At 55.7% G+C, this 23,115-nt stretch carries 20 protein-coding genes; 3 read left to right on the top strand and 17 right to left on the bottom strand.

Annotated features, from left to right (window positions below):
* Window positions 1-88: 88 nt before the first annotated feature.
* From menF to OTG14_RS11790, 3 genes are all read right to left on the bottom strand, one after another.
* Complete coding sequence (gene menF / locus OTG14_RS11780; RefSeq protein WP_267215111.1) at window positions 89-1,384, bottom strand: isochorismate synthase MenF; 1,296 nt, start codon at window positions 1,382-1,384, stop codon at window positions 89-91.
* An 85-nt stretch (window positions 1,385-1,469) separates the two neighbouring features.
* Window positions 1,470-1,775 (bottom strand): stress response protein ElaB, encoded by a 306-nt coding sequence (gene elaB / locus OTG14_RS11785; protein WP_008500219.1) that lies wholly within the window; start codon window positions 1,773-1,775, stop codon window positions 1,470-1,472.
* A gap of 53 nt (window positions 1,776-1,828) precedes the next feature.
* Window positions 1,829-2,290 (bottom strand): GNAT family N-acetyltransferase, encoded by a 462-nt coding sequence (locus OTG14_RS11790; protein WP_048992437.1) that lies wholly within the window; start codon window positions 2,288-2,290, stop codon window positions 1,829-1,831.
* A 71-nt stretch (window positions 2,291-2,361) separates the two neighbouring features.
* On the opposite strand from OTG14_RS11790, the gene rbn reads away from it, so the two are divergent.
* Together rbn and OTG14_RS11800 are read left to right on the top strand one after the other, a co-directional pair.
* Entirely contained in the window at window positions 2,362-3,279 is a 918-nt protein-coding gene (gene rbn / locus OTG14_RS11795) for a ribonuclease BN (protein WP_267215112.1), read from the top strand.
* Between the two features lie 64 nt (window positions 3,280-3,343).
* The gene (locus OTG14_RS11800; RefSeq protein ID WP_024908219.1) at window positions 3,344-4,348 is read left to right on the top strand and encodes a chemotaxis protein; all 1,005 of its coding nucleotides are present in this window, start codon (window positions 3,344-3,346) and stop codon (window positions 4,346-4,348) included.
* 92 nt (window positions 4,349-4,440) lie between these two features.
* Here the strand turns inward: OTG14_RS11800 and nuoN are convergent, their stop codons facing one another.
* The 14 genes from nuoN to lrhA form a co-directional block, all read right to left on the bottom strand.
* The gene (gene nuoN, locus OTG14_RS11805; RefSeq protein WP_061714719.1) at window positions 4,441-5,898 is read right to left on the bottom strand and encodes an NADH-quinone oxidoreductase subunit NuoN; all 1,458 of its coding nucleotides are present in this window, start codon (window positions 5,896-5,898) and stop codon (window positions 4,441-4,443) included.
* A 6-nt stretch (window positions 5,899-5,904) separates the two neighbouring features.
* Window positions 5,905-7,434 (bottom strand): NADH-quinone oxidoreductase subunit M, encoded by a 1,530-nt coding sequence (gene nuoM / locus OTG14_RS11810; protein ID WP_024908970.1) that lies wholly within the window; start codon window positions 7,432-7,434, stop codon window positions 5,905-5,907.
* A 76-nt stretch (window positions 7,435-7,510) separates the two neighbouring features.
* Window positions 7,511-9,352, bottom strand: coding sequence for an NADH-quinone oxidoreductase subunit L (gene nuoL, locus OTG14_RS11815; RefSeq protein ID WP_024908969.1), 1,842 nt, complete (start codon window positions 9,350-9,352; stop codon window positions 7,511-7,513).
* Window positions 9,349-9,651 (bottom strand): NADH-quinone oxidoreductase subunit NuoK, encoded by a 303-nt coding sequence (nuoK, locus tag OTG14_RS11820; protein WP_003861496.1) that lies wholly within the window; start codon window positions 9,649-9,651, stop codon window positions 9,349-9,351. The genes nuoL and nuoK overlap by 4 nt, the downstream gene beginning before the upstream one ends.
* A complete protein-coding gene (gene nuoJ / locus OTG14_RS11825) occupies window positions 9,648-10,202 on the bottom strand; it encodes an NADH-quinone oxidoreductase subunit J (protein ID WP_008500212.1) in 555 nt (184 codons plus the stop codon). Before nuoJ ends, nuoK begins: the two co-directional genes overlap by 4 nt.
* A 10-nt stretch (window positions 10,203-10,212) precedes the next feature.
* Window positions 10,213-10,755, bottom strand: a complete 543-nt coding sequence (gene nuoI, locus OTG14_RS11830; protein ID WP_003861491.1) for an NADH-quinone oxidoreductase subunit NuoI — start codon at window positions 10,753-10,755, stop codon at window positions 10,213-10,215.
* A gap of 13 nt (window positions 10,756-10,768) precedes the next feature.
* Window positions 10,769-11,746, bottom strand: coding sequence for an NADH-quinone oxidoreductase subunit NuoH (nuoH, locus tag OTG14_RS11835; RefSeq protein WP_047346615.1), 978 nt, complete (start codon window positions 11,744-11,746; stop codon window positions 10,769-10,771).
* Window positions 11,743-14,466 carry an NADH-quinone oxidoreductase subunit NuoG gene (gene nuoG, locus OTG14_RS11840; protein ID WP_267215113.1) on the bottom strand — a complete coding sequence of 908 codons (2,724 nt, stop codon included), beginning with the start codon at window positions 14,464-14,466 and terminating at the stop codon, window positions 11,743-11,745. The genes nuoH and nuoG overlap by 4 nt, the downstream gene beginning before the upstream one ends.
* A gap of 55 nt (window positions 14,467-14,521) precedes the next feature.
* Window positions 14,522-15,859, bottom strand: coding sequence for an NADH-quinone oxidoreductase subunit NuoF (nuoF, locus tag OTG14_RS11845; RefSeq protein ID WP_008500209.1), 1,338 nt, complete (start codon window positions 15,857-15,859; stop codon window positions 14,522-14,524).
* Complete coding sequence (gene nuoE, locus OTG14_RS11850; protein WP_006176513.1) at window positions 15,856-16,356, bottom strand: NADH-quinone oxidoreductase subunit NuoE; 501 nt, start codon at window positions 16,354-16,356, stop codon at window positions 15,856-15,858. The genes nuoF and nuoE overlap by 4 nt, the downstream gene beginning before the upstream one ends.
* 2 nt (window positions 16,357-16,358) lie before the next feature.
* Entirely contained in the window at window positions 16,359-18,161 is a 1,803-nt protein-coding gene (gene nuoC / locus OTG14_RS11855; RefSeq protein WP_023312537.1) for an NADH-quinone oxidoreductase subunit C/D, read from the bottom strand.
* A gap of 89 nt (window positions 18,162-18,250) precedes the next feature.
* Window positions 18,251-18,925, bottom strand: a complete 675-nt coding sequence (gene nuoB, locus OTG14_RS11860; protein WP_003861482.1) for an NADH-quinone oxidoreductase subunit NuoB — start codon at window positions 18,923-18,925, stop codon at window positions 18,251-18,253.
* Window positions 18,926-18,940: 15 nt separating this feature from the next.
* Window positions 18,941-19,381, bottom strand: coding sequence for an NADH-quinone oxidoreductase subunit NuoA (gene nuoA, locus OTG14_RS11865; RefSeq protein ID WP_006176516.1), 441 nt, complete (start codon window positions 19,379-19,381; stop codon window positions 18,941-18,943).
* Window positions 19,382-20,011: 630 nt separating this feature from the next.
* Window positions 20,012-20,950 (bottom strand): transcriptional regulator LrhA, encoded by a 939-nt coding sequence (gene lrhA, locus OTG14_RS11870; protein ID WP_021241557.1) that lies wholly within the window; start codon window positions 20,948-20,950, stop codon window positions 20,012-20,014.
* Window positions 20,951-21,888: 938 nt separating this feature from the next.
* Between lrhA and alaA the strand changes: the two genes are divergently transcribed.
* A complete protein-coding gene (gene alaA, locus OTG14_RS11875; protein ID WP_008500204.1) occupies window positions 21,889-23,103 on the top strand; it encodes an alanine transaminase AlaA in 1,215 nt (404 codons plus the stop codon).
* The last annotated feature ends 12 nt before the right edge of the window (window positions 23,104-23,115 follow it).

The following is a 23,115-nucleotide window of genomic DNA, read 5'->3' on the forward strand; positions in this document are numbered from 1 at the left end:
GAGATTGTCCGGTATCAAGAATGCGACACAGTATAAATAATAGAAAAAATTGGAATTTTGATATGAATCGGGATTGCGCGATTCAGTATTAATCCCTTAGGAGCAGAGAGCGCAATCCGGCGGCTTTGTTTTCGATCTCCTGCCACTCCTGTTCCGGGTCAGACCCGCTGACAATGCCGGCACCGGCATAGAGCCGCAGGGAGTCATCCTGGACGCGCGCGGAGCGCAACGCCACGCAGAACTCACTCTGATCGGGCGATAAATACCCGGCAGAACCGGCGTACCACTCGCGGTTAAAGGGCTCAACCTTCTGAATAAACTCGCGCGCAGGCTGTCGGGGTAATCCGGCTACGGCCGCGGTCGGCTGTAGCATGAGCAGACACTGCTCATCATCGGCCTGTTTGAGCTCGGTCCAGATACAGCGGCGCAAATGCTGCACTTTACGCAGGCGCACCACCTGAGGGGGCAGTACCTCAAGCGTCTGCGTGTAGTGCTGAAGACGCTGACAGATATCTTCCACGACCAGCATATTTTCGCGCTGGTTTTTATCGTCGTTAAGCAACCACTCGCCGAGACGCTGCGCCTGGCTATCATCGGTATGGCTGGCAACGGTGCCCGCCAGCGCTTCCGTGCGCAGCAGCGTGCCGCGCCGCCGCCAGAGACGCTCGGGCGTCGAGCCAAGAAACGCGTTGCTGGCGTTGAATACCATGCAGAAATGGTAGCAGTGTAAATTCAGGGCGCGGCTGGCCGCCATCAGCGCGACAGGGTTAACGCGCTGTGTAACCTGAATATCGGTTGCCCGGGCGAGAACCACTTTTTCAAAATCACCGCGCGCGATGGTCTCTGTCGCCATGCGGATAAGCGTCATCCATTCGGCCTGCTGCGGCTGATGGGTTTCGTGCTCAACCTGAACGGACAGCGGACGGATAGATCTCGCAGGACGGAGCTGCTGTAAAAAATCCAGCGCGGCGCGGGCATCCTCCTCAAGCGAGCGGTCGCTCCACAGCTGCAGGCGCAGCGTGGCGTTGCCGGCGGTGCGTCGCCAGAGCAGCCGCGGTAAAAAGAGGCTGCTCTGCTCCGGATTAAAGGCGTTCAGCCCGCAGATACGGGTATCACCTGCTGCGTTTTGCTCGCGCAAAAACTGCGAGGCTAACGCCAGAGAGGAAAAAGGGATAACCGCTCCCAGCGCAGCCAGCTCTTCATCGCCGTTACGCTGCTGCCAGTAAAACTGCGGATAATACTGCTGCTCGCCCAGCCAGGCGAGGGGATCAAAGGCGTCGTTTAACGGGAAAGAGACGTCGAAATGACGTATGCCGGGTGCTGCGGGTAACGCTTGCGATAGCTGGGTACGCAGTTGCTCCAGCGCGAGGAAAATCGAATTCACGCGAACCTCTCCCTGTTAAAGCCTCGTATTATACGGGGTACCATACGAAATATCAGTACCCACGTATAGGGAGTGGTTAAACGGCTTAACGACGGGCCAACAGCAGCCCCAGCACCAGGCCTACGGCAGCACCTACTCCAATGCCCTGCCACGGTTTTTCATGCACGTAATCATCGGCACGGTACACCGCTTTTTTAGCGCGGTAGTAGTAGGTATCAGACGCATGGCTGACGCGGTTTTTCACTTCATGCAGCGCCTGCTCGGCGCGGGCTTTTAGCTCAATATATTTCTGATCGGCAGGGTCGCCCGAGGAACGTAACACCTCTTCCAGCGTTTCGCTCAGTAAGGCCAGGTCGTCGTCGATACGGGTATCCCAGGATTGAAATGACATATTTTTCTCCATGTTAGTACACCAGTCCGCTAACTATAGCCAACGACTCGCTATTACGCCTGCTTCGCTTCTCGCGCCATGCCGATGTGGGGAATGCCGTCTTCATCGTACACCTCGGTGACGGGCACGAAGCCAAAGTGGCCGTAGAAGGACTGCAGGTGCGCCTGCGCGCCCAGGTATAACGCTTTGTCCGGCCACTGTTTCTGGCACGCCTCCAGCGTTTTCTCCATCAGCTGATAGCCGAGTTTTTCACCACGCGCTTTGCCGCTGATGATGACGCGGCCAATGACAACAGGCTCAAAATCGTCTTCGCTTTTCAGAATCCTCGCATACGCCACCAGCTCGTTATCCCGCCAGCCGAGGATATGGCGGTTCTCGCCGACGAGGTCATCGCCGTCGATGTCCTGATACGGGCAGGTCTGTTCAACCACAAACACTTCGCAGCGCAGCTTCAGCAGGGCGTAAAGTGAATGAACGGTGAGGTCACTATGGTGTAAATCTTGCCACTGGATCATGTCAGTCTCCTTCCTGGGGTTCATCACGTTATACTAAACCCCTCCCCGTTCGGCAAAGGGCTGATTGCGTTATGGAACTGATTTTTCTGGGTACGTCCGCTGGCGTACCAACCCGCTCACGGAACGTGACGGCGATCCTGCTGGATCTTAAACACCCCACCCGCGGCGGGCTGTGGCTGTTTGACTGTGGTGAAGGGACGCAGCATCAGCTATTACACACCGCTTATCACCCCGGCAAGCTGGATAAAATTTTTATCACCCATCTGCATGGCGACCATCTGTTTGGCCTTCCGGGCCTGCTGTGCAGCCGCTCGATGGCCGGTAACGCCAACCCGCTGACGATTTACGGGCCTGCGGGTATTCGTGAATTTATTGAAACCACGCTGCGCCTGAGCGGGTCATGGACCGATTATCCGCTGGAGGTCGTTGAGATTACCAAAGGCCTGGTATTCGATGACGGGGATTATCGGGTTACTGCTCAACCACTTAATCATCCAGTGGAATGCTATGGCTACCGTATTGAAGCGCATGACAAACCCGGCGCGCTGGATGCCGCCGCGCTGATGGCCGACGGCGTAAAACCCGGACCGCTGTTCCAGCGTCTGAAGCATGGAGAGACCGTCGCGCTGGAGGACGGACGCGTCATCAACGGCCAGGATTATCTCGCCGCCCCACAGCCCGGCAAAAAGCTGGCGATTTTTGGCGATACGGCCCCGTGCCCGGCGGCGCTCACGCTGGCCCAGGGCGTGGACGTGATGGTGCATGAAGCGACGCTTGAAACGGCGATGGAAGAGAAAGCCAACAGCCGGGGCCATAGCTCCACGCGTCAGGCGGCGCAGCTTGCCCGTGACGCGGGCGTCGGGAGGCTCATCGTCACCCACGTCAGCTCGCGCTACGACGCGCGGGGATGCGCAAGCCTGCTGACAGAGTGCCGCACGCTGTTTCCGGAATGTGAGCTGGCCGAAGATTTCGCTCAGGTCAGCGTTTAGTCCTTCATTTTTCCCTCAGGATGCCGATAACGATTAAAAGGTCAGCATTTCTCTCGAGGGTAGAATGGATAATTTCCAGAAAGATATTGATGACAGGGCGAATCTGACCCTGTCGAACCGTTTTGAACTGTTGCTGTTCCGTCTTGGCACCTCTCTGAACGAAAATAAATCTGAGCTGTTTGGCATTAACGTCTTTAAGCTGCGTGAAATTGTGCCGATGCCGGAGTTCACGAAACCCGCCGGGATGAAGTCACCGCTGATGGGAATGGTGAATATTCGCGATCAGGTGATCCCGGTGATTGACCTGGCCGCCGTGGCGGGCTGTAAGCCCACCACCGGGCTGAACATTCTGCTGATCACCGAATATGCGCGCAGCGTGCAGGCGTTTGCCGTGGAATCGGTTGAGAACATCATGCGTCTGGACTGGAAGCAGGTGCACGCGGCGGAAACCGCCGTCAGCGGCCGCTACATCACCAGTATCGCGTGTCTTGACGAGAAGACCGATACCAACGATCTGGCGATGGTGCTGGACGTTGAGCAGATCCTGTATGACATCACCCCGGCCAATCACGATCTGCACGCCACGAATCTGAAGACCACCAAATTCCATATCAAGCCAGGCGCTGTCGCCATCGTCGCGGAAGACTCCAAAGTGGCGCGCTCGATGCTGGAGAAAGGTCTGCAGGCCATGGAGATCCCGGCCCAGCTGCATATCACCGGCAAAGAAGCGTGGGAGAAAATTGGCGTGCTGGCGGCACAGGCCCAGGCTGAAGGGGTTCCCATCACCGATAAGATCGCGCTGGTGCTGACCGACCTCGAAATGCCAGAAATGGACGGCTTTACGCTGACGCGCAAAATCAAAACCGACCCGGTACTGAAAGATATTCCGGTGGTGATCCACTCTTCCCTTTCCGGCAACGCCAACGAAGACCATATTCGCAAGGTGAAGGCGGACGGGTATGTGGCGAAGTTTGAGCTGAACGAGCTGTCGTCAGTGATTGAGGAAGTGCTGGACCGCTCGATGAAGAAGATTGACGGGCCGTTGATTAGCCGGAAGCAGCTGGCTTAAGCATGGTGCGGGCTGGTGCCCTCACCCCGGCCCTCTCCCACGGGGAGAGGGAGAAAACCATAAAAAAACCCGCCGAGGCGGGTTTTTTGTCTTTACATTAATGGCATTGCTCGCTGCACGATCTCAATCAGCGGTTGCGGATAGATACCGAAGATCAGCACCAGCAGCGCGGAGATAAGCACTACGATACCACCGGCACTGTACTGCCAGTTGGTTGGGGCATCGCGGTTGAGCTGCTGAGGTGCGCTCAGGTACAGGCTCACGGCCACGCGGAGGTAGTAGTAGAGACCAATCGCGGAGCCGATCACCACGCCCGCAGTCAGCCACCACAGGTGCGCCTGCACACCGACGGCCAGCACGTAGAACTTACCGATAAAGCCGAGCGTCATCGGAATACCTGCCAGAGAGAGCATCATCACCGTCATCACCGCAGACAGGATCGGACGGTGCCAGAACAGACCACGGTAGGAGAACAGTGAATCGGCATCCGGACCACGGTACGGACTGGACATCAGGCTCACCACGCCGAAGGCACCGAGGCTGCTGAACAGGTAGCCGGCCAGATAGACGCCCACGGCTTCCATCGACATCTCACCGCTCTGCAGCGCAATCAGCGCCACCATCAGGTAGCCCAGATGAGAGATAGACGAGTAGCCCAGCAGACGTTTGATGTTGGTCTGGCTCAGCGCCATCAGGTTACCGAAGATGATGGAGACGAACGCGATAATGCCCAGCACCACGCGAACCGCTTCGCTGTCACCTACCGGTGCGTACAGGAACAGACGCATGACCACACCGAAGATAGCGATTTTGCTCGCCGTCGCCAGGAAGGTCGACACCGGAGCCGGAGCGCCCTGGTAGACGTCTGGCGTCCACAGGTGGAACGGCACCAGAGAGAGTTTAAAACCGAGGCCAACGATCATCATGCCCAGACCCGCCAGCAGCAGCGGCTCATGCAGCATGCCGTCACCGAGGCTCTTGCCGAGCGCCATGAAGGAGAGGTTACCGGACTGTGCATACACCAGCGCAATACCAAACAGCAGGAACGAGGACGCCGCCGCAGACAGGATAGTGTACTTGATGCTTGCTTCCAGGGAGCGCTTCTGGCGGAAGGCGTAACCAATCAGACCGAACAGCGGCAGAGAGATCAGCTCAATGCCGAGGAACAGCGCGGCCAGGTGGTTCGCATTCGCCAGCAGAATGCCGCCCAGCGCGGCAATCAGAACCAGCAGGTAAAACTCTTCTTTGTTGTCGTTGTAGCCTTCGAGCCACGGGTACGCAAAGGTACAGGTTGCCAGGCTCGCCAGCAGCACCAGACCGGTATACAGCATGGCGTAACCGTCAACGCGCATCAGCGGGGTGACGTCCATCGCCCCACCCTGGCCAACAAACCAGAGAGAGACTAACGCGGCGTTCAGGCCGATGACCGACAGCGTGGCATTCAGGAAGTGATTGCGTCGCCACGCAATGGAGAGCATCACAACCACCACCGTCAATCCGACGATCAGCAGCGGTAGCAGCGCGATCAGTTGTTGTGGAGTTATTGTCATGGCGAATTACGGCCTTGTAGTAGAAACAGAATTAACAAACCACTGCTGGATATTGCCCATCGCGCTGTGCGAGGTATCCAGAATCGGCTGCGGGAAGAAGCCCAGCAGCACCAGCAGTACGACCAGCAGCAGGATGATGAACAGCTCACGCAGCGACATCCCCGGCAGTTCTTGTGCAGCAATTTCGCTCTTCGCTTTACCGAAGTACGCGCGGTGCAGCATCGCCAGCGAGTAGACGGAAGCGAACACCAGACCAAAGGTGGAGATCACGGTAATCACCGGTACCACTTTGAAGCTGCCGAACAGAATCATAAATTCGCCGACGAAGTTACCGGTACCCGGCATCCCCAGAGTCGCCACCGCGAAGAACATGGAGAGCGCTGGCAGCCACTTAATTTTGCTCCACAGACCGCCCATCATACGCATGTCACGGGTGTGCAGACGTTCATACAGCTGGCCGCACAGGATGAAGAGACCGGCTGCGGACAGACCGTGCGCAATCATCTGGATCACCGCCCCCTGGTACGCCAGCTGGCTGCCTGTGTAGATAGCAATCAGCACGAAGCCCATGTGGGAAACGGAGGTGTAGGCAATCAGACGCTTGATGTCGTACTGCGTGAAGGCCATCCAGGCACCGTAGAAGATACCGATCACACCCAGCCACATGGCAATCGGTGCGAATTCTGCGGAGGCGTTCGGGAAAAGCGGCAGAGCGAAACGCAGCAGACCGTAGGCCGCCGTTTTCAGCAAGATGCCCGCCAGGTCAACGGAACCCGCCGTTGGTGCCTGAGAGTGCGCGTCTGGCAGCCAGCCGTGCAGCGGAACCACCGGCATTTTCACCGCGAACGCGATGAAGAAGCCCAGCATCAGCAGGTATTCAACGCCGTGGGACATTGGCGTCTTCAGCAGTTCTTCGTAGTTGAAGGTCCAGGTTCCGGTCGCGTTATGGTGAACAAACACCAGCGCCAGAATGGCAATCAACATCACCAGACCACTCGCCTGGGTATAGATGAAGAACTTGGTTGCCGCCGTGATACGCGTTTTACCGTCGGACGCCTTGTGGCCCCACAGCGCGATCAGGAAGTACATCGGCACCAGCATCATCTCCCAGAAGAAGAAGAACAGGAACATGTCGATAGCAAGGAACACGCCGATCACGCCGCCCAGGATCCACATCAGGTTCAGGTGGAAGAAGCCCTGGTATTTTTCGATTTCACGCCAGGAGCAGAGTACCGCCAGAACGCCGAGCAGACCGGTCAGCACCACCATCAGCAGCGACAGACCGTCAATCGCCAGGTGGATCGTAATGCCGAAACGCGGGATCCACGGCAGGATGAACTCAGACTGCCACTGCGGAATGCCCGCAGACTGGGTCAGTGAGTAACCGCCCTGCAACCACAGTTGCAGGCCAAGCGCGAGCGTCAATCCCATGGTGATCAGCGCGATCCAGCGCGGCATCTTCACGCCAAAGCGTTCAGTCTGCCAGCACAGGAAGCCGCCGATGAAGGGAATTAATATTAGCCAGGGTAGTAACATGGCGATTTACATTCCTTTTTAAGGCCCCCAGCAGGGGCCTGATTTTCAACGAATTCGAATAAAATTCACTTAACGATCAACGCAACACCATCAGCAGCGCCAGCACGACAACCGCACCGATGCTCATGGACGCCACATACCAGCGCAGGTAACCGTTCTCGCTGTACAGCAGGCCTTTACCTGCAAAGCGGGAGAGGATCGCCGGGATATTCATCAGGCTGTTCAGTGGGTCGCGCTTCACCAGCCACGCAATGCCCAGGAACGGCTTAACGAAGATCATGTCGTACAGCCAGTCGAAGCCCCATGCGTTGTACCACCAGGTGCCCAGCAGGCGGCCTGGCGCACTGTTGGCAACGGCAGTCACCAGCGTACGTTTGCCCAGCCACAGCCATGCAGCGATCAGGATGCCCGCGATAGCGACCACACCGGAGGTGATTTCAAGCGTCAGAACGCGACCGTGCTCAAGCTCGGTGGTGTCTGGCAGTACGCCCTGCAGCGGCGGCACAATCATCGCGCCAACGAAGGTGGACAGTACCAGCAGCACAATCAGCGGCAGGTGATGGGTGATCCCCTTCCCTGCGTGAGCGTGAATTTGTTCTTTACCGTGGAATACGATGAAAATCATACGGAAGGTATACAGGGAGGTCATGAACGCACCGACCAGACCCGCAACCATCAGATTGATATGACCATTCGCCATGGCACCCGCAAGGATTTCGTCCTTACTGAAGAAGCCCGCGGTGATCAGCGGCAGTGCCGCCAGCGCCGCGCCGCCCACCAGGAAGCAGACATAAACCAGCGGGATGGACTTACGCAGTCCGCCCATCTTGAAGATGTTCTGCTCGTGGTGGCAGGCCAGGATCACCGAACCGGATGAGAGGAACAGCAGCGCTTTAAAGAACGCGTGCGTCATCAGGTGGAAAATGGCTGCGTCCCACGCCTGAACGCCCAGCGCCAGGAACATGTAACCAATCTGGCTCATGGTGGAGTACGCGAGAACGCGTTTGATGTCGGTCTGCACCAGCGCGGCAAAGCCTGCCAGCACCAGCGTGACCGCACCGACGATACCTACCAGATGCAGAATTTCCGGGGTCATCAGGAACAGGCCATGGGTACGCGCAATCAGGTAGACACCGGCGGTGACCATGGTCGCAGCGTGGATCAGCGCGGAGACAGGGGTTGGACCCGCCATCGCGTCTGCCAGCCATGTCTGCAGCGGCAGCTGCGCGGATTTACCCACGGCACCACCCAGCAGCATCAGCGTTGCCCACCACAGCATGTTATTGCCTGCGGCGAAGTGCGCTGGCGCCAGTTCCACCATTTCGCGGAAGTTCAGCGTGCCCAGTTCGTTGTAAAGAATGAACAGCGCGAAAGCGAGGAAGACGTCACCCACGCGGGTCACGATGAACGCTTTCATGGCCGCTGCGCCATTCTTCGGATCGGTATAGTAGAAACCGATCAGCAGGTAAGAACACAGACCCACGCCTTCCCAGCCCAGATACATCAGCAGCAGGTTATCGGCCAGGACCAGAACCACCATGCTGGCGATAAACAGGTTGGTGTAGGCGAAGAAGCGGGAGTACCCCTCTTCACCGCGCATATACCAGGAGGCGAACATGTGGATCAGGAAGCCAACGCCGGTAACCACGGAAAGCATGGTCAGCGAGAGGCCGTCCAGCACCAGGTTGAAACCGATGTTGAAATCACCGACCGACATCCAGGTCCACAGCGGCACGCTGAAAGGCTGACGCCCGTTGTTAAAGAAGTCGATACCCGCATACGCTGTCACCAGCGCGGCCAGGCCAACAGAGCCCATGCCGACGGTTGCAGACAGATTCTCAGACCAGCGGCCGCGAGAAAACGCCAGCAGCACGAAGCCAATCAGCGGAAAAATAATGGTTAAGGCAAGCATGTTCATCCACGCAACTCACTTACTGAATCGATGTTCAGATTCTGGCGGCGACGATGGAGCTGCAGCAACAGCGCCAGGCCAATACTCGCTTCGGCAGCCGCGAGGCTGATGGCGAGAATGTACATCACCTGACCATCGGTCTGGCCCCAGTAGCTTCCGGCGACCACGAAGGCCAGCGCGGAGGCGTTAATCATGATTTCCAGCCCGATCAGCATAAACAGCAGATTGCGGCGGATAACCAGACCGGTCAGACCCAGAACGAATAAAATCGCAGCGAGGATCAGTCCATGTGTTAAGGGGATCATGCGCGCTCCTCCGTTTTTCTTTTCGCGCGGTCGTCAGTGCGGTTGCTCAGCACCTCGCCAGCACGCTCTTCGCGGCCAACGTGGAAAGCCACAACCAGACCTGCCAGCAGCAGCATTGAGGCCAGTTCCACTGCCAGAACGTATGGGCCAAAGAGCGTGATACCGACCTCTTTCGCGCCAATCGGCGTGCCGTCGATGCCCTGATCGTTAACACCCAGAATGGCGTAAACGATCACCACCAGCATGATGGCCGACAGAATTGCCGGGCCAATCCACACCTGCGGTTTTAACCACTGACGTTCCTGCTCAATTTCAGAGCCGCCCAGGTTCAGCATCATCACCACGAACACGAACAGCACCATAATGGCCCCGGCGTAGACGATGATTTCCAGCGCACCGGCGAAGTGCGCGCCCAGTGCAAAGAACACCCCGGAAATGGCCAGCAGCGAGATGATTAAGTACAGCAGCGCATGCACCGGATTGGTGTGCGTGATCACTCGCAGCGTAGCCAGGATGGCGATAAGGCCACAGATATAAAAAGCGAATTCCATTGCCCTCTCCTTACGGTAACAGGCTCTTGACGTCGATAGGCTTAGCTTCGTTCTCTGCTTCGCCTTTATCTTTGCCGTCGATTGCCATACCCGCCATCCGGTAGAAGTTATATTCCGGGTATTTGCCCGGACCGGAAATCAGCAGATCCTCTTTCTCGTACACCAAGTCCTGACGCTTGTACTCACCCAGCTCGAAGTCTGGAGTCAGCTGAATCGCCGTGGTTGGGCACGCTTCTTCACACAGACCGCAGAAGATGCAGCGTGAGAAGTTGATGCGGAAGAACTCAGGGTACCAGCGGCCGTCTACCGTCTCTGCTTTCTGCAGAGAGATACAGCCTACCGGACACGCAACCGCACACAGGTTACAGGCAACGCAGCGCTCGGAACCGTCCGGATCGCGCGTCAGCACGATACGGCCACGGTAGCGCGGCGGCAGATATACCGGCTCTTCCGGGTACATCCGGGTTTCGCGTTTGGCAAACGCGTGCAGGCCGATCATCCAGATACTGCGTACCTGGGTACCGAAGCCTACCAGTAATTCTTTTAAGGTCATGGTCTATAGCCCCTTATGGCTGCTGCCAGAGAATGACAGCCGCCGTTACCAACAAGTTGACGAGCGTCAGCGGCAGGCACACTTTCCAGCCGAAGGACATTACCTGGTCATAACGCGGACGCGGTAACGCTGCGCGAATCAAAATGAACATCATCATGAAGAACGCGGTTTTCAGCGCGAACCAGATGAACGGCGGTAAGAACGGGCCATGCCAGCCACCGAAGAACAGCGTTACCATCAACGCGGAAATGGTGACAATACCGATGTACTCGCCCACGAAGAACAGACCGAATTTCATACCGGAATATTCGATGTGGTAACCGTCGGCCAGTTCCTGTTCGGCTTCTGGCTGGTCAAACGGGTGACGGTGACACACGGCCACGCCCGCGATGGCAAAGGTGATAAACCCAAAGAACTGCGGAATAACGTTCCAGATGTCGGCCTGGTTGTTGACGATGTCGGTCATGTTGAATGAACCGGCCTGCGCCACCACGCCCATCAGGGAAAGACCCAGGAACACTTCGTAGCTCAGGGTCTGCGCGGAAGCACGCATCGCACCCAGCAGCGAGTATTTGTTGTTACTGGACCAGCCTGCGAACAGGACCGCGTAAACCGCGAGGCCTGCCATCATCAGGAAGAACAGAATGCCGATGTTCAGGTCAGCGACCACCCAGGTCGGGCTGACCGGCACGATAGCAAACGCCAGCAGCAGCGAGGTGAAAGCGATCATCGGTGCCAGAGTAAAGATCACGCGATCCGAGAAGCGCGGGATCCAGTCCTCTTTAAAGAACATCTTGATCATGTCCGCGACCAGCTGGAGTGAACCACCCCAGCCCACGCGGTTCGGTCCGTAACGGTTCTGGAACAGACCGAGCAGACGACGTTCACCAAAGCTCATGAACGCGCCGCAGGTGACCACCACCAGCAGGATAACAACCGCTTTCAGAATGCTCAGCAGGATGTCGATAAGATCCGGCGTTAACCAACTCATGCTTTTGCCTCCTGCAGGTTATCAAGACGCGCACCCGCCAGAACCGGCGCGATGCCAGGCATACCCATCGGCAGACCGACCTGCCCTGCTGTCAGACTTTCGGAGATAATCAGCGGCAGGCTGATTGTCTGGCCGTCATAGCTAAAGGCAATGTTCGCGCCCGCGTTAACGCCAAGCTTCGCGGCATCCGCCGGGTTGAGCTTGATGTACGGCTGCGGCATACGGGTCTGGAAGACCGGTGAACGCTGGGACAGCTCGTCGCTACCGAACAGGTGGTAGTACGGCGCAATACGCCAGCTACCGTCCTGCGCCTGGAAGCTCGCCGGTACGGTGCTGAAGAAGTCCAGACCGGTTTCGGAAGCTTCAATCAGACGCACGCCCGGATCGCCGTGGCGCAGGGAGCCGCCCACTTCAGCCTGGAACTTGTTCCACGCCTGCGGGGAGTTCCAGCCCGGTGCCCATGCGAACGGGATTTGCGAACGCGGCGCAGACGGCTGGTTGTTCCCTTCCATGGAGAAGGCGAACATGGTGTCTTTATCCTGCGGCTGGCGCGGTTCGTGCACGCTGATATTGGCGCGCATTGCAGTACGGCCGCTGTAACGGTGCGGTTCACGCGCCAGTTTCTGGCCGCGAATGCGGAAGCTTGCTTCAGGCGCGGCATCTTTAATGCCTGCCAGCTGAGGCAGTTTTTCCACCACCGCGTCGATAACGTGGTCGAGCTGCGTCCAGTCCACTTCACGGCTCTGCACGGTGCTGTGCAGGGAGTGCAGCCAGCGCCAGCTCTCCAGCATCACGGTGTTGCTGTCGTAGTAAGCCGGGTCATAAACCTGGAAGAAACGCTGGGCGCGGCCTTCGTTGTTAATAACCGTACCGTCGCTTTCTGCGAAGCTTGCCGCAGAGAGCACCAGGTGCGCTTTGTCCATAATCGCGGTGCGCTGATGGTCAATGACCATCACCAGCGGCGCTTTGGAGAGCGCGGCGTCAACGCGAGCGGCAGAAGCATGACGATGCAGGTCGTTTTCCAGCACCACCACGGCGTCAGCGGCACCGGATTCCAGTTCGCTTAACGCAGCTTCCAGCGAGCCGCCGCCGATCATGCCCAGACCAATGCTGTTCACCGCACGGGCAATCATGGTCACGCCGACGTCAGCACCGCGGCCTTTCAGGGCTTTGGCCACGTTGGCTGCCGCCTGAATGATCTCAGCGCTGCCGGCGTTGGTCCCGGAAATAATCAGCGGTTTCTTCGCACCGGCCAGGGCCTGAACAATCACGTCAACCTTGTTCTGCAGGTCGCGATCCAGTTCTACCGCCGGTGAGTTGTTGTCCAGCGCGTGGGCAATGGCAAAGCCAAGGCGCGCCTGATCTTCAACCGGTGCGCAGTAGGTCCACGCCGCGATGTCGTCCAGACGGGTGTTGTCGACGTTGGTCACAAACAGAGGATGCTTCGCGCGCTGACCGATGTTCAGGATCGCCGCAATCTGCCAGTCAGCCACTTTTTGCGCCGCTGCCATTTCACGTGCTTTACCCTTCACCGCCTGACGAACCGCCAGAGCCGCGCGAGCACCGGTCTGGGTCAGGTCTTCACCCAGCACCAGGACCGCATCATAGGATTCGATTTCGCGCAGCGCAGGGGTATGAATACCGCCTTCACGCAGCACTTTCAGTACCAGCTGCAGACGTTCCTGCTCGCCCTGGGCGATACCGGTATAGAAGTTTTCCGCCCCGACCAGTTCGCGCAGCGCGAAGTTGCTTTCGATGCTGGCGCGCGGGGAGCCGATACCGATCACTTTCTTCGACTGGCGCAGAATATCTGCCGCGCCCTGCATCGCCTGTTCAGCGTTCAGGGTAATGAAGTCGTCGCCACGGCGCTGAACCGGCTGACGCGGACGGTCTTTCAGGTTCACATAGCCATAGCCGAAACGACCGCGGTCGCAGAGGAAGTAGTGGTTAACGGTACCGTTGTAACGGTTTTCGATACGGCGCAGTTCGCCGTAGCGCTCACCCGGGCTGGTGTTACAGCCGAGGGAACACTGCTGGCAGATGCTTGGCGCAAACTGCATGTCCCATTTACGGTTGTAACGCTCGGAGTGGGTTTTATCCGTGAATACGCCGGTCGGGCAGATTTCTACCAGGTTACCGGAGAATTCGCTCTCCAGCACGCCGTCTTCCGGACGACCGAAGTAGACGTTGTCATGCGCGCCATACACGCCCAGATCCTGACCGTCTGCATAGTCTTTGTAGTAACGCACGCAGCGGTAGCAGGCGATGCAGCGGTTCATTTCGTGAGAGATGAACGGCCCCAGGTCCTGGTTACGGTGGGTACGCTTGGTAAAGCGATAGCGACGGAAGCTGTGACCGGTCATCACGGTCATATCCTGAAGGTGGCAGTTACCGCCCTCTTCACAAACCGGACAGTCGTGTGGGTGGTTGGTCATCAACCACTCCACCACGCTTTCGCGGAACTGTTTGGCTTCTTCGTCATCAATCGAAATAAAGGTGCCTTCGGTGGCTGGCGTCATACAGGACATCACCAGGCGACCACGCGTGTCTTCCGCGTTTTGATATTGCTTCACCGCACACTGGCGGCAAGCACCGACGCTGCCCAGCGCCGGATGCCAGCAAAAGTACGGAATATCGAGGCCAAGAGACAGACAAGCTTCCAGCAGGTTGTCCGCCCCGTTGACTTCGTATTCTTTGCCGTCTACATGAATCGTAGCCATTAGCATGCTTCCAGTTGGCTCGGTCGAAACCGAGCGTTAATCAAAATTCTTGTCGTTACCAGCGCGCTTTAAGCAGGTTCGGCTGAATCCCATTGATTGCATGGGTATTGCTGAACGGCTGCTTGATGCCTGCTTCGAACTCGTCGCGGAAATATTTGATCGCGCTCTGCAGAGGTTCGACGGCACCCGGTGCGTGGGCACAGAAGGTTTTACCCGGGCCTAAGAATCGACACAGTTGCTCAAGCGTCTCGATATCCCCAGGCTGGCCTTCGCCACGTTCGATTGCACGCAGGATCTTCACGCTCCACGGCAGACCATCACGGCACGGTGTACACCAGCCGCAGGACTCGCGGGCGAAGAACTCTTCCAGGTTACGCACCAGCGAGACCATGCCGATCTCGTGGTCGACGGCCATCGCCAGCGCCGTACCCAGACGGCTGCCTGCTTTACCAATGCTTTCGAATTCCATCGGCAGGTCAAGGTGGGCTTCGGTCAGGAAGTCAGTCCCTGCCCCACCCGGCTGCCAGGCTTTGAATTTCAGGCCATCGCGCATGCCGCCCGCGTAGTCTTCAAGAATTTCACGTGCGGTAGTACCGAACGGCAGTTCCCAGACGCCAGGATTTTTAACGCGACCGGAGAAGCCCATCAGCTTGGTACCGGCATCTTTGCTTGAGGAGATGCCCTGATACCACTCCACGCCGTTGGCGAGGATAGCCGGAACGTTACACAGGGTTTCGACGTTGTTTACACAGGTCGGTTTACCCCATACGCCGGAGCTTGCCGGGAACGGTGGCTTGGAACGCGGGTTCGCGCGGCGGCCTTCCAGGGAGTTAATCAGCGCGGTTTCTTCACCGCAGATGTAACGCCCAGCGCCGGTGTGCACGAACAGTTCGAAGTCAAACCCGGTGCCCAGGATGTTTTTACCCAACAGGCCCGCTTCGGTGGCTTCGGCAATCGCACGACGCAGGTTTTCCGCCGCTTCGATGTACTCACCGCGCAGGAAGATGTAGCCACGGTACGCTTTCAGCGCAAACGCGGAGATCAGCATGCCTTCCACCAGCAGGTGCGGCAGTTGTTCCATCAGCAGGCGGTCTTTATAGGTGCCCGGCTCCATTTCATCGGCGTTACACAGCAGGTAACGGATGTTCATGGATTCGTCTTTTGGCATCAGGCTCCACTTCAGACCGGTGGAGAAGCCCGCACCGCCGCGCCCTTTCAGGCCAGACTCTTTTACCGCGTTAACGATGTCGTCCGGCGCCATGCCGCCAAGGGCTTTACGCGCGCCGGCATAGCCGTTTTTGCTCTGGTATTCGTCGAGCCATACCGGCTGTTTGTCATCGCGCAGACGCCAGGTCAGCGGATGCGTCTCAGCAGTACGAATTACAGTTTTCATTTGTACTGCTCCAGCAGGTCAGGAATCGCTTCCGGCGTCAGATGGCTGTGAGTGTCCTCATCAATCATCATGGTCGGCCCCTTGTCGCAGTTACCCAGGCAGCAGGTTGGCAGCAGAGTAAAGCGTCCATCGAACGTGGTCTGGCCCGGCTTGATATTGAGCTTCTTCTCAATCGCAGCCTGAATGCCCTGATAACCGGTGATGTGGCAGACTACGCTGTCACAGTAGCGGATCACATGGCGGCCTACCGGCTGACGGAAGATCTGGCTGTAGAACGTGGCTACGCCTTCTACGTCACTTGCCGGAATACCCAGCACTTTCGCGATCTCATAGATCGCCCCATCCGGCACCCAACCACGCTGTTTCTGTACGATTTTCAGCGCTTCAATGGACGCCGCACGCGGGTCTTCGTAGTGGTGCATCTCGTGCTCAATAGCGGCACGTTCTGCTTCACTCAGCTCAAAAGCCTCGGTTTGTGGTTGTTGATTCTCGTGCATAATTAGCGGTCCACATCTGACATAACAAAGTCGATACTACCCAGATACACAATCAGGTCGGAGACCAGACTGCCGCGGATGGCGGACGGGATCTGCTGCAGGTGCGCAAAGCTCGGCGTACGCACGCGGGTACGGTAGCTCATGGTGCTGCCGTCACTGGTCAGGTAGTAACTGTTAATACCCTTGGTCGCTTCAATCATCTGGAAGGATTCTTGCGCCGGCATGACCGGACCCCAGGAAACCTGCAGGAAGTGGGTGATCAGGGTTTCGATATGTTGCAGCGTGCGCTCTTTCGGTGGCGGCGTCGTCAGCGGGTGATCCGCCTTGAACGGGCCTTCCGGCATGTTGTTGAGGCACTGCTCAAGGATGCGCAGACTCTGGCGCAGCTCTTCTACTTTCAGCATCACGCGGGTGTAGCAGTCGGAAACACCGCCGCCCACCGGGACTTCAAAGTCGAAGTTCTCATAGCCAGAGTAAGGACGGGCTTTACGCACGTCGAAATCAATACCGGTCGCACGCAGACCTGCACCTGTCGTCCCCCACTCCAGCGCTTCTTTCGCGCCGTAGGCAGCAACGCCCTGGGAACGGCCTTTCAGGATGGTATTGCGCAGCGCGGCTTTCTCGTAAGAGGCCAGACGTTTTGGCATCCAGTCGAGGAATTCACGAAGCAGACGGTCCCAGCCGCGCGGCAGATCGTGTGCCACACCGCCGATACGGAACCAGGCCGGGTGCATACGGAAACCGGTAATCGCTTCCACCAGATCGTAGATTTTCTGACGGTCGGTAAAGGCGAAGAAGACCGGGGTCATCGCGCCGACGTCCTGAATGAAGGTGGAGATATACAGCAGGTGGCTGTTGATACGGAATAGCTCTGACAGCATGACGCGAATCACGTTAACGCGATCCGGCGTAACGATACCCGCCAGTTTCTCAACGGCCAGCACGTATGGCATCTCGTTGACGCAGCCGCCGAGGTACTCAATACGGTCGGTATACGGAATGTAGCTGTGCCAGGACTGACGCTCGCCCATCTTCTCAGCACCACGGTGGTGGTAACCGATGTCAGGTACGCAGTCGACAATCTCTTCGCCATCAAGCTGAAGAATAATACGGAATGCACCGTGCGCAGACGGGTGGTTCGGACCGAGGTTGAGGAACATGAAGTCCTCGTTGTCGGTACCGCGCTTCATGCCCCAGTCTTCCGGTTTGAAGGTCAGCGCTTCCATCTCCAAATCCTGCTTGGCTTTGGTCAGCTCAAACGGATCGAATTCGGTGGCACGTGCCGGGTAGTCTTTACGCAGCGGGTGGCCTGTCCAGGTCTGCGGCATCATGATGCGCGTCAGGTGCGGGTGGCCGTCAAAGGTCATGCCGAACATTTCCCAGGTTTCACGCTCGTACCAGTTGGCGTTCGGGAAAAGTTTGGTGATCGTCGGCAGATGCATGTCGTTTTCAGACAATGCCACCTTGAGCATGATATCCGTATTACGGTCTATTGAGATCAGGTGGTAGAAAACGGAAAAATCCGCAGCAGGGAGACCCTGGCGGTGGGTACGCAGACGTTCATCCATGCCGTGTAAGTCAAACAGCATGACGTACGGTTTTGGCAATTTCTTGAGGAAATCGACAACTTCCAGCAATTGCTCACGCTTCACCCAAACAACGGGTACCCCGGTGCGGGTAGCCTGAACAGTAAAGGCATCCGGCCCAAAACGGTTGCGCAGTTCGCCAATGACTGGGTCATCCAGATGATCCCGGGTCTGCCAAGCGGCTTCTTGCGCGGTTAAGTCGGTCATATTGTTCACCATTGCAAATGGTCCGTGGTGACTGTTGAGCCTGGCTTCGCGCTATTTGAGTAGTGATATGCGAAGGTGTTCTCCAGGCCTACAGGCGCAAATTAAATTTCGTCAGGCGTACGCAGATTGGTGACGGCAATACGTTCACCACGTTTACGCTCGCGCTCAGACTGCATGTTCGCGCGATACACACCCTGATCGCCAACAACCCACGACAGTGGGCGACGTTCTTTACCGATAGACTCCTGCAGCAGCATCAGCGCCTGCATGTAAGCTTCCGGACGTGGCGGACAACCCGGGATGTACACATCCACTGGGATAAATTTATCTACGCCCTGCACGACGGAATAGATGTCGTACATACCGCCAGAGTTTGCACATGCGCCCATGGAGATAACCCATTTAGGCTCCAGCATCTGGTCATAAAGACGCTGAATAACAGGTGCCATCTTGGTAAAGCAGGTACCGGCTACCACCATCAGGTCAGCCTGACGTGGTGAAGCACGCAGTACCTCGGCCCCAAAACGCGCAACGTCATGCACCGCAGTGAATGACGTCACCATTTCAACGTAGCAGCAAGAAAGGCCAAAGTTGTAAGGCCAGATGGAGTTCTTACGACCCCAGTTGACCATATCGTGCATGGCATGTTCGAGTTTGCCCATGTACACGCTTTTATTGACTTCTTGCTCCAGGGGGTCGGTTACGATCTCCTGTTTTTGCAGGGGGTAACGGTCATTCTCACCGTTAGGATCTATGCGGGTGAGCGTATAATCCATCTTATTGCCTCGCTGTTACTGCTGACGATTAGAGATACTGTTTTCCGGGTTGATGTGTTCACGGCGTGAACGCGCAGGCGTCCAGTCAAGCGCGCCAATACGCACCAGATAAACCAGACCGGCCAGTAGCACTAAAATGAAAATTGCGGCCTCGACAAAGCCCACCCAACCACTTTCGCGAATGGAGGTCGACCATGCGAAAAGGTAAAGCGCTTCCACGTCGAAGATGACGAAGAACATGGCTACCAGATAAAACTTGGCAGACAGGCGTAAGCGAGCGGTACCTACTGAATCAATACCTGATTCGAAAGGTGTGTTTTTGTGCCTTGCACGGGCGCGACCGCCCAGGAACCAGCCGCCGACTAACATCAGGCAGCACAGGCCAATGGCTACAATAAGAAAGATTGCGAATGCCCAGTGATGAGCGATGACTTCTGTGGATGTTGACATACTCATTGCTTACTCATCAAAAGTGATACCAACGACACTGCTCTTGCTGGCAGATGGGCATCACATCGATTCATGGGGAGGAACAAATAACCTTACACTAACTGTCAGAAATGAGACGTAGACAGCAAAATGATGGGGTTTTTTACTCCTTTCTATAACCTATTGTCAACTTTAACAAAGGTTTCTTCACATTAAATTACATCGAGCGATTCTCATTAACATTTGGTGCCCTTTAACCCTGGTGGGTGCATGACTTTCCGTCAAATGTATGTTGTTGAATCGTGTCCGTTTCGGAAGTAAAAAAAATAACCCTCCTATTTTGACAGGATTTGCCAACGATTCCTCCCCCCAAATAGGAGTATTTTCTTGATCTGTGACACGCTTTTGTTAATTCAACCAGGAAAACGGCAACATATTTCCTGTTTTTTTAACATGGGAGGGATGTGGTTGAAGTTAGAACGGAAAACGGACAAGTTTTAAGCAAAAGCATTTAGCATGTTGATAAATATGAAGTATCCTGAAAATCCATACGCCATAAGCGGATATTTTTGCTAAAAAAAAGCCACTGCATGTGAAAATCACACGAGTGGCTTTTTTTTACACTTACATTTTGTTACCAGAATTCTGAGCTATCGATCACTCGAAATCCCCTTCAACGATCAGGGAATCATCCCCCCCTTCGGAGGTAACGCGTTCGAACTGCCACGGGTTATGGTAGTTTTCCATCGCCTCGAACACCACTTTGGCCAACTCGTTATGGCTGGACGAATTGTGGCAGAGCAGATACTCCGTATCCGGCAGCGCAGGAAGACCATCGGATTTTCCCAAGACGCGCAGATCGGGGCTCATCATCTCAACCGGACGGGCCGTCACACCCAGACCGGCCTTCACGGCGGCACGGACCGCTGGCAGCGTGGAGGCCACATACGCCAGACGCCACGGAATGTTGGCCTCATTCAGCGCCGTGAGCACCATATCGCGGAACGGGCTAGGGTCATCCAGTAAGACCAGTGGAACCGGCTCCCCTTTTTGCAGCACATATTCGGCCGCGCAATACCAGTGCGTAGGCGATGTACGCAGCGTCAGGCAGTCAAACTGCCCGGGACGATGCGTGGTGACCACCAGGTCGACTTTATTCTCATTTAACATCTCAACCATAAAGGCATTACGCTTTACGCTAACGTCCAGCGCAAGCTTCGGATAAACCGAACTAATACGATTGAGAAGAAACGGCAATATAGTATCCGCTGACTCATCAGATGCGCCTAACGTTAGCACCCCTTGAAGGTTGCTAAACATTAATGACATACATGCTTCATCATTAAAGCGAAGAATTTTCCTGGCATAACCCAGAAGCTGAATACCGTGTTCCGTTAAGAGCTTATTACGCCCATGACGCGCAAAAAGCTCTTTACCAACCAGTTGCTCCAGCCGCTGCATTTGCTGGCTGACGGCAGACTGAGTTCGGCAAACGGCGGCAGCAGCGGCTGCAAAAGTGTTGAGATCGGCGACCGCAACAAACGTTCTCAGCAGATCGAGGTCGAGATTCATTATCGGACGATTTGCATTTATCATATCTATTCACTTTCAGGTTGCTCGTGCGGAGCTGCCCGGGTTGAAGCTGTGTGTGTACAGTTAAGCAATTCCCTCTGAAGATTTTCCCTCGCATCCCGGCCCGGCAGACTGCCTGACAGATAGTTATTGTGCTGCTTTATATCAACAGTCAGAAAGCACGTTTCATGACGTTATTTTTATTCTCTTAAACGTTCAGGATATTTAGATGTTCGCAGGTTTATGTAAATTACATTAAAGGTATAACACCTTTTCTGCCATCTGTATCGCAGCGCTGTCAACGTAGCAGGAGATGTTCGACACATTCCAGCCAGAGATAACTCCAACAATAACAATCAATTAATGAGGAAAATCAGTCACAGATATACAAAAAACGTGTATCTGCACTCTGCTTTCCTGGAAGACATCTTAACCCAAATCCACTTTATTTATAAGTCTTATTGCAATATTGAGGATTAAAGAAGAATGTTAAGCTTCTAAACTAATTTTATTAGAATTAACTAAAGTTGCATTTTTTAGGTTAATAATAAATAAATTTTAATTTAGATTAAGACCATTCATTAATGGCACTTAACATTAATTTCACATGAGTAACTTTTAGCCACAGCATGCTATTACAGAAACAGGTATCAAGCATTCAGGTTTAACGAAATGTCACTCAGGGTGATTGCCACCTTTGTCCTGCTTTCCACCTATTTTTACCAGCACAATATACACAATTTTGACAAATGAATAGCACATTTAACCCAATATGGCACCGTGCGCACAACTTTAAGCCAGCATAAAAGCATACACCCAGAGAAAAAGATTTATCAAAATTTTGCTCCCGGCACAAAATCTTCTACTGCACACCCTTCAAAACGAAGCGAGGGGGGAGTACATTATTCCGTGCTGACTTCCACGGCAGGGAGTGGCAATCATAGCGAAAAGGTTAAAGGTTCATGTCCCCTATCGAAAAATCCAGCAAGCTAGATAACGTCTGTTATGACATCCGCGGCCCGGTTCTGAAAGAGGCAAAACGCCTTGAAGAAGAAGGCAACAAGGTTCTGAAACTCAACATTGGTAACCCAGCGCCATTTGGTTTTGAAGCGCCGGATGAAATTCTGGTTGATGTGATCCGCAACCTTCCTACTGCACAAGGCTATTGCGATTCAAAAGGACTTTACTCCGCACGTAAAGCCATTATGCAGCACTACCAGGCACGCGGTATGCGTGATGTTACCGTTGAAGATATCTATATCGGCAATGGCGTCTCCGAACTGATCGTGCAGGCGATGCAGGCACTACTGAACAGCGGTGACGAAATGCTGGTACCCGCGCCGGACTATCCGCTGTGGACGGCAGCCGTGTCACTGTCCAGCGGTAAAGCGGTGCACTACCTGTGCGACGAGTCCTCTGACTGGTTCCCGGACCTCGATGATATTCGCGCGAAAATTACGCCCCGCACGCGCGGCATCGTGATCATTAACCCGAACAACCCAACGGGCGCGGTATACTCGAAAGAGCTGCTGATGGAGATCGTCGAGCTGGCCCGTCAGCACAACCTGATCATTTTCGCCGACGAAATCTACGACAAGATCCTGTACGACGCGGCACAGCACCACTCAATCGCTGCGCTGGCCCCGGATCTGCTGACCGTCACCTTTAACGGCCTGTCTAAAACCTACCGCGTGGCCGGTTTCCGTCAGGGCTGGATGGTACTGAACGGTCCGAAAAAGCACGCCAAAGGCTATATTGAAGGGCTGGAGATGCTGGCCTCCATGCGTTTATGTGCCAACGTTCCGGCGCAGCACGCGATCCAGACGGCGCTGGGTGGCTATCAGAGCATTAGCGAGTTCATCGTTCCCGGTGGTCGCCTGTACGAACAGCGCAACCGTGCGTGGGAACTGATCAACGATATTCCTGGCGTCTCCTGCGTGAAGCCGAATGGCGCGCTCTACATGTTCCCGAAAATTGACGCGAAGCGCTTTAATATTCATGACGATCAGAAAATGGTGCTCGATTTCCTGCTGCAGGAAAAAGTGCTGCTGGTTCAGGGTACGGCGTTTAACTGGCCGTGGCCGGATCACGTGCGTATCGTGACGCTGCCGCGCGAAGATGATCTGGAAATGGCCATCAGCCGCTTCGGGCGCTTCCTGTCCGGTTATCATCAGTAACGCTGGCTTTCT

It is taken from the genome of Enterobacter pseudoroggenkampii (genome assembly GCF_026420145.1).
Classification (GTDB): Bacteria; Pseudomonadota; Gammaproteobacteria; order Enterobacterales; family Enterobacteriaceae; genus Enterobacter; species Enterobacter pseudoroggenkampii.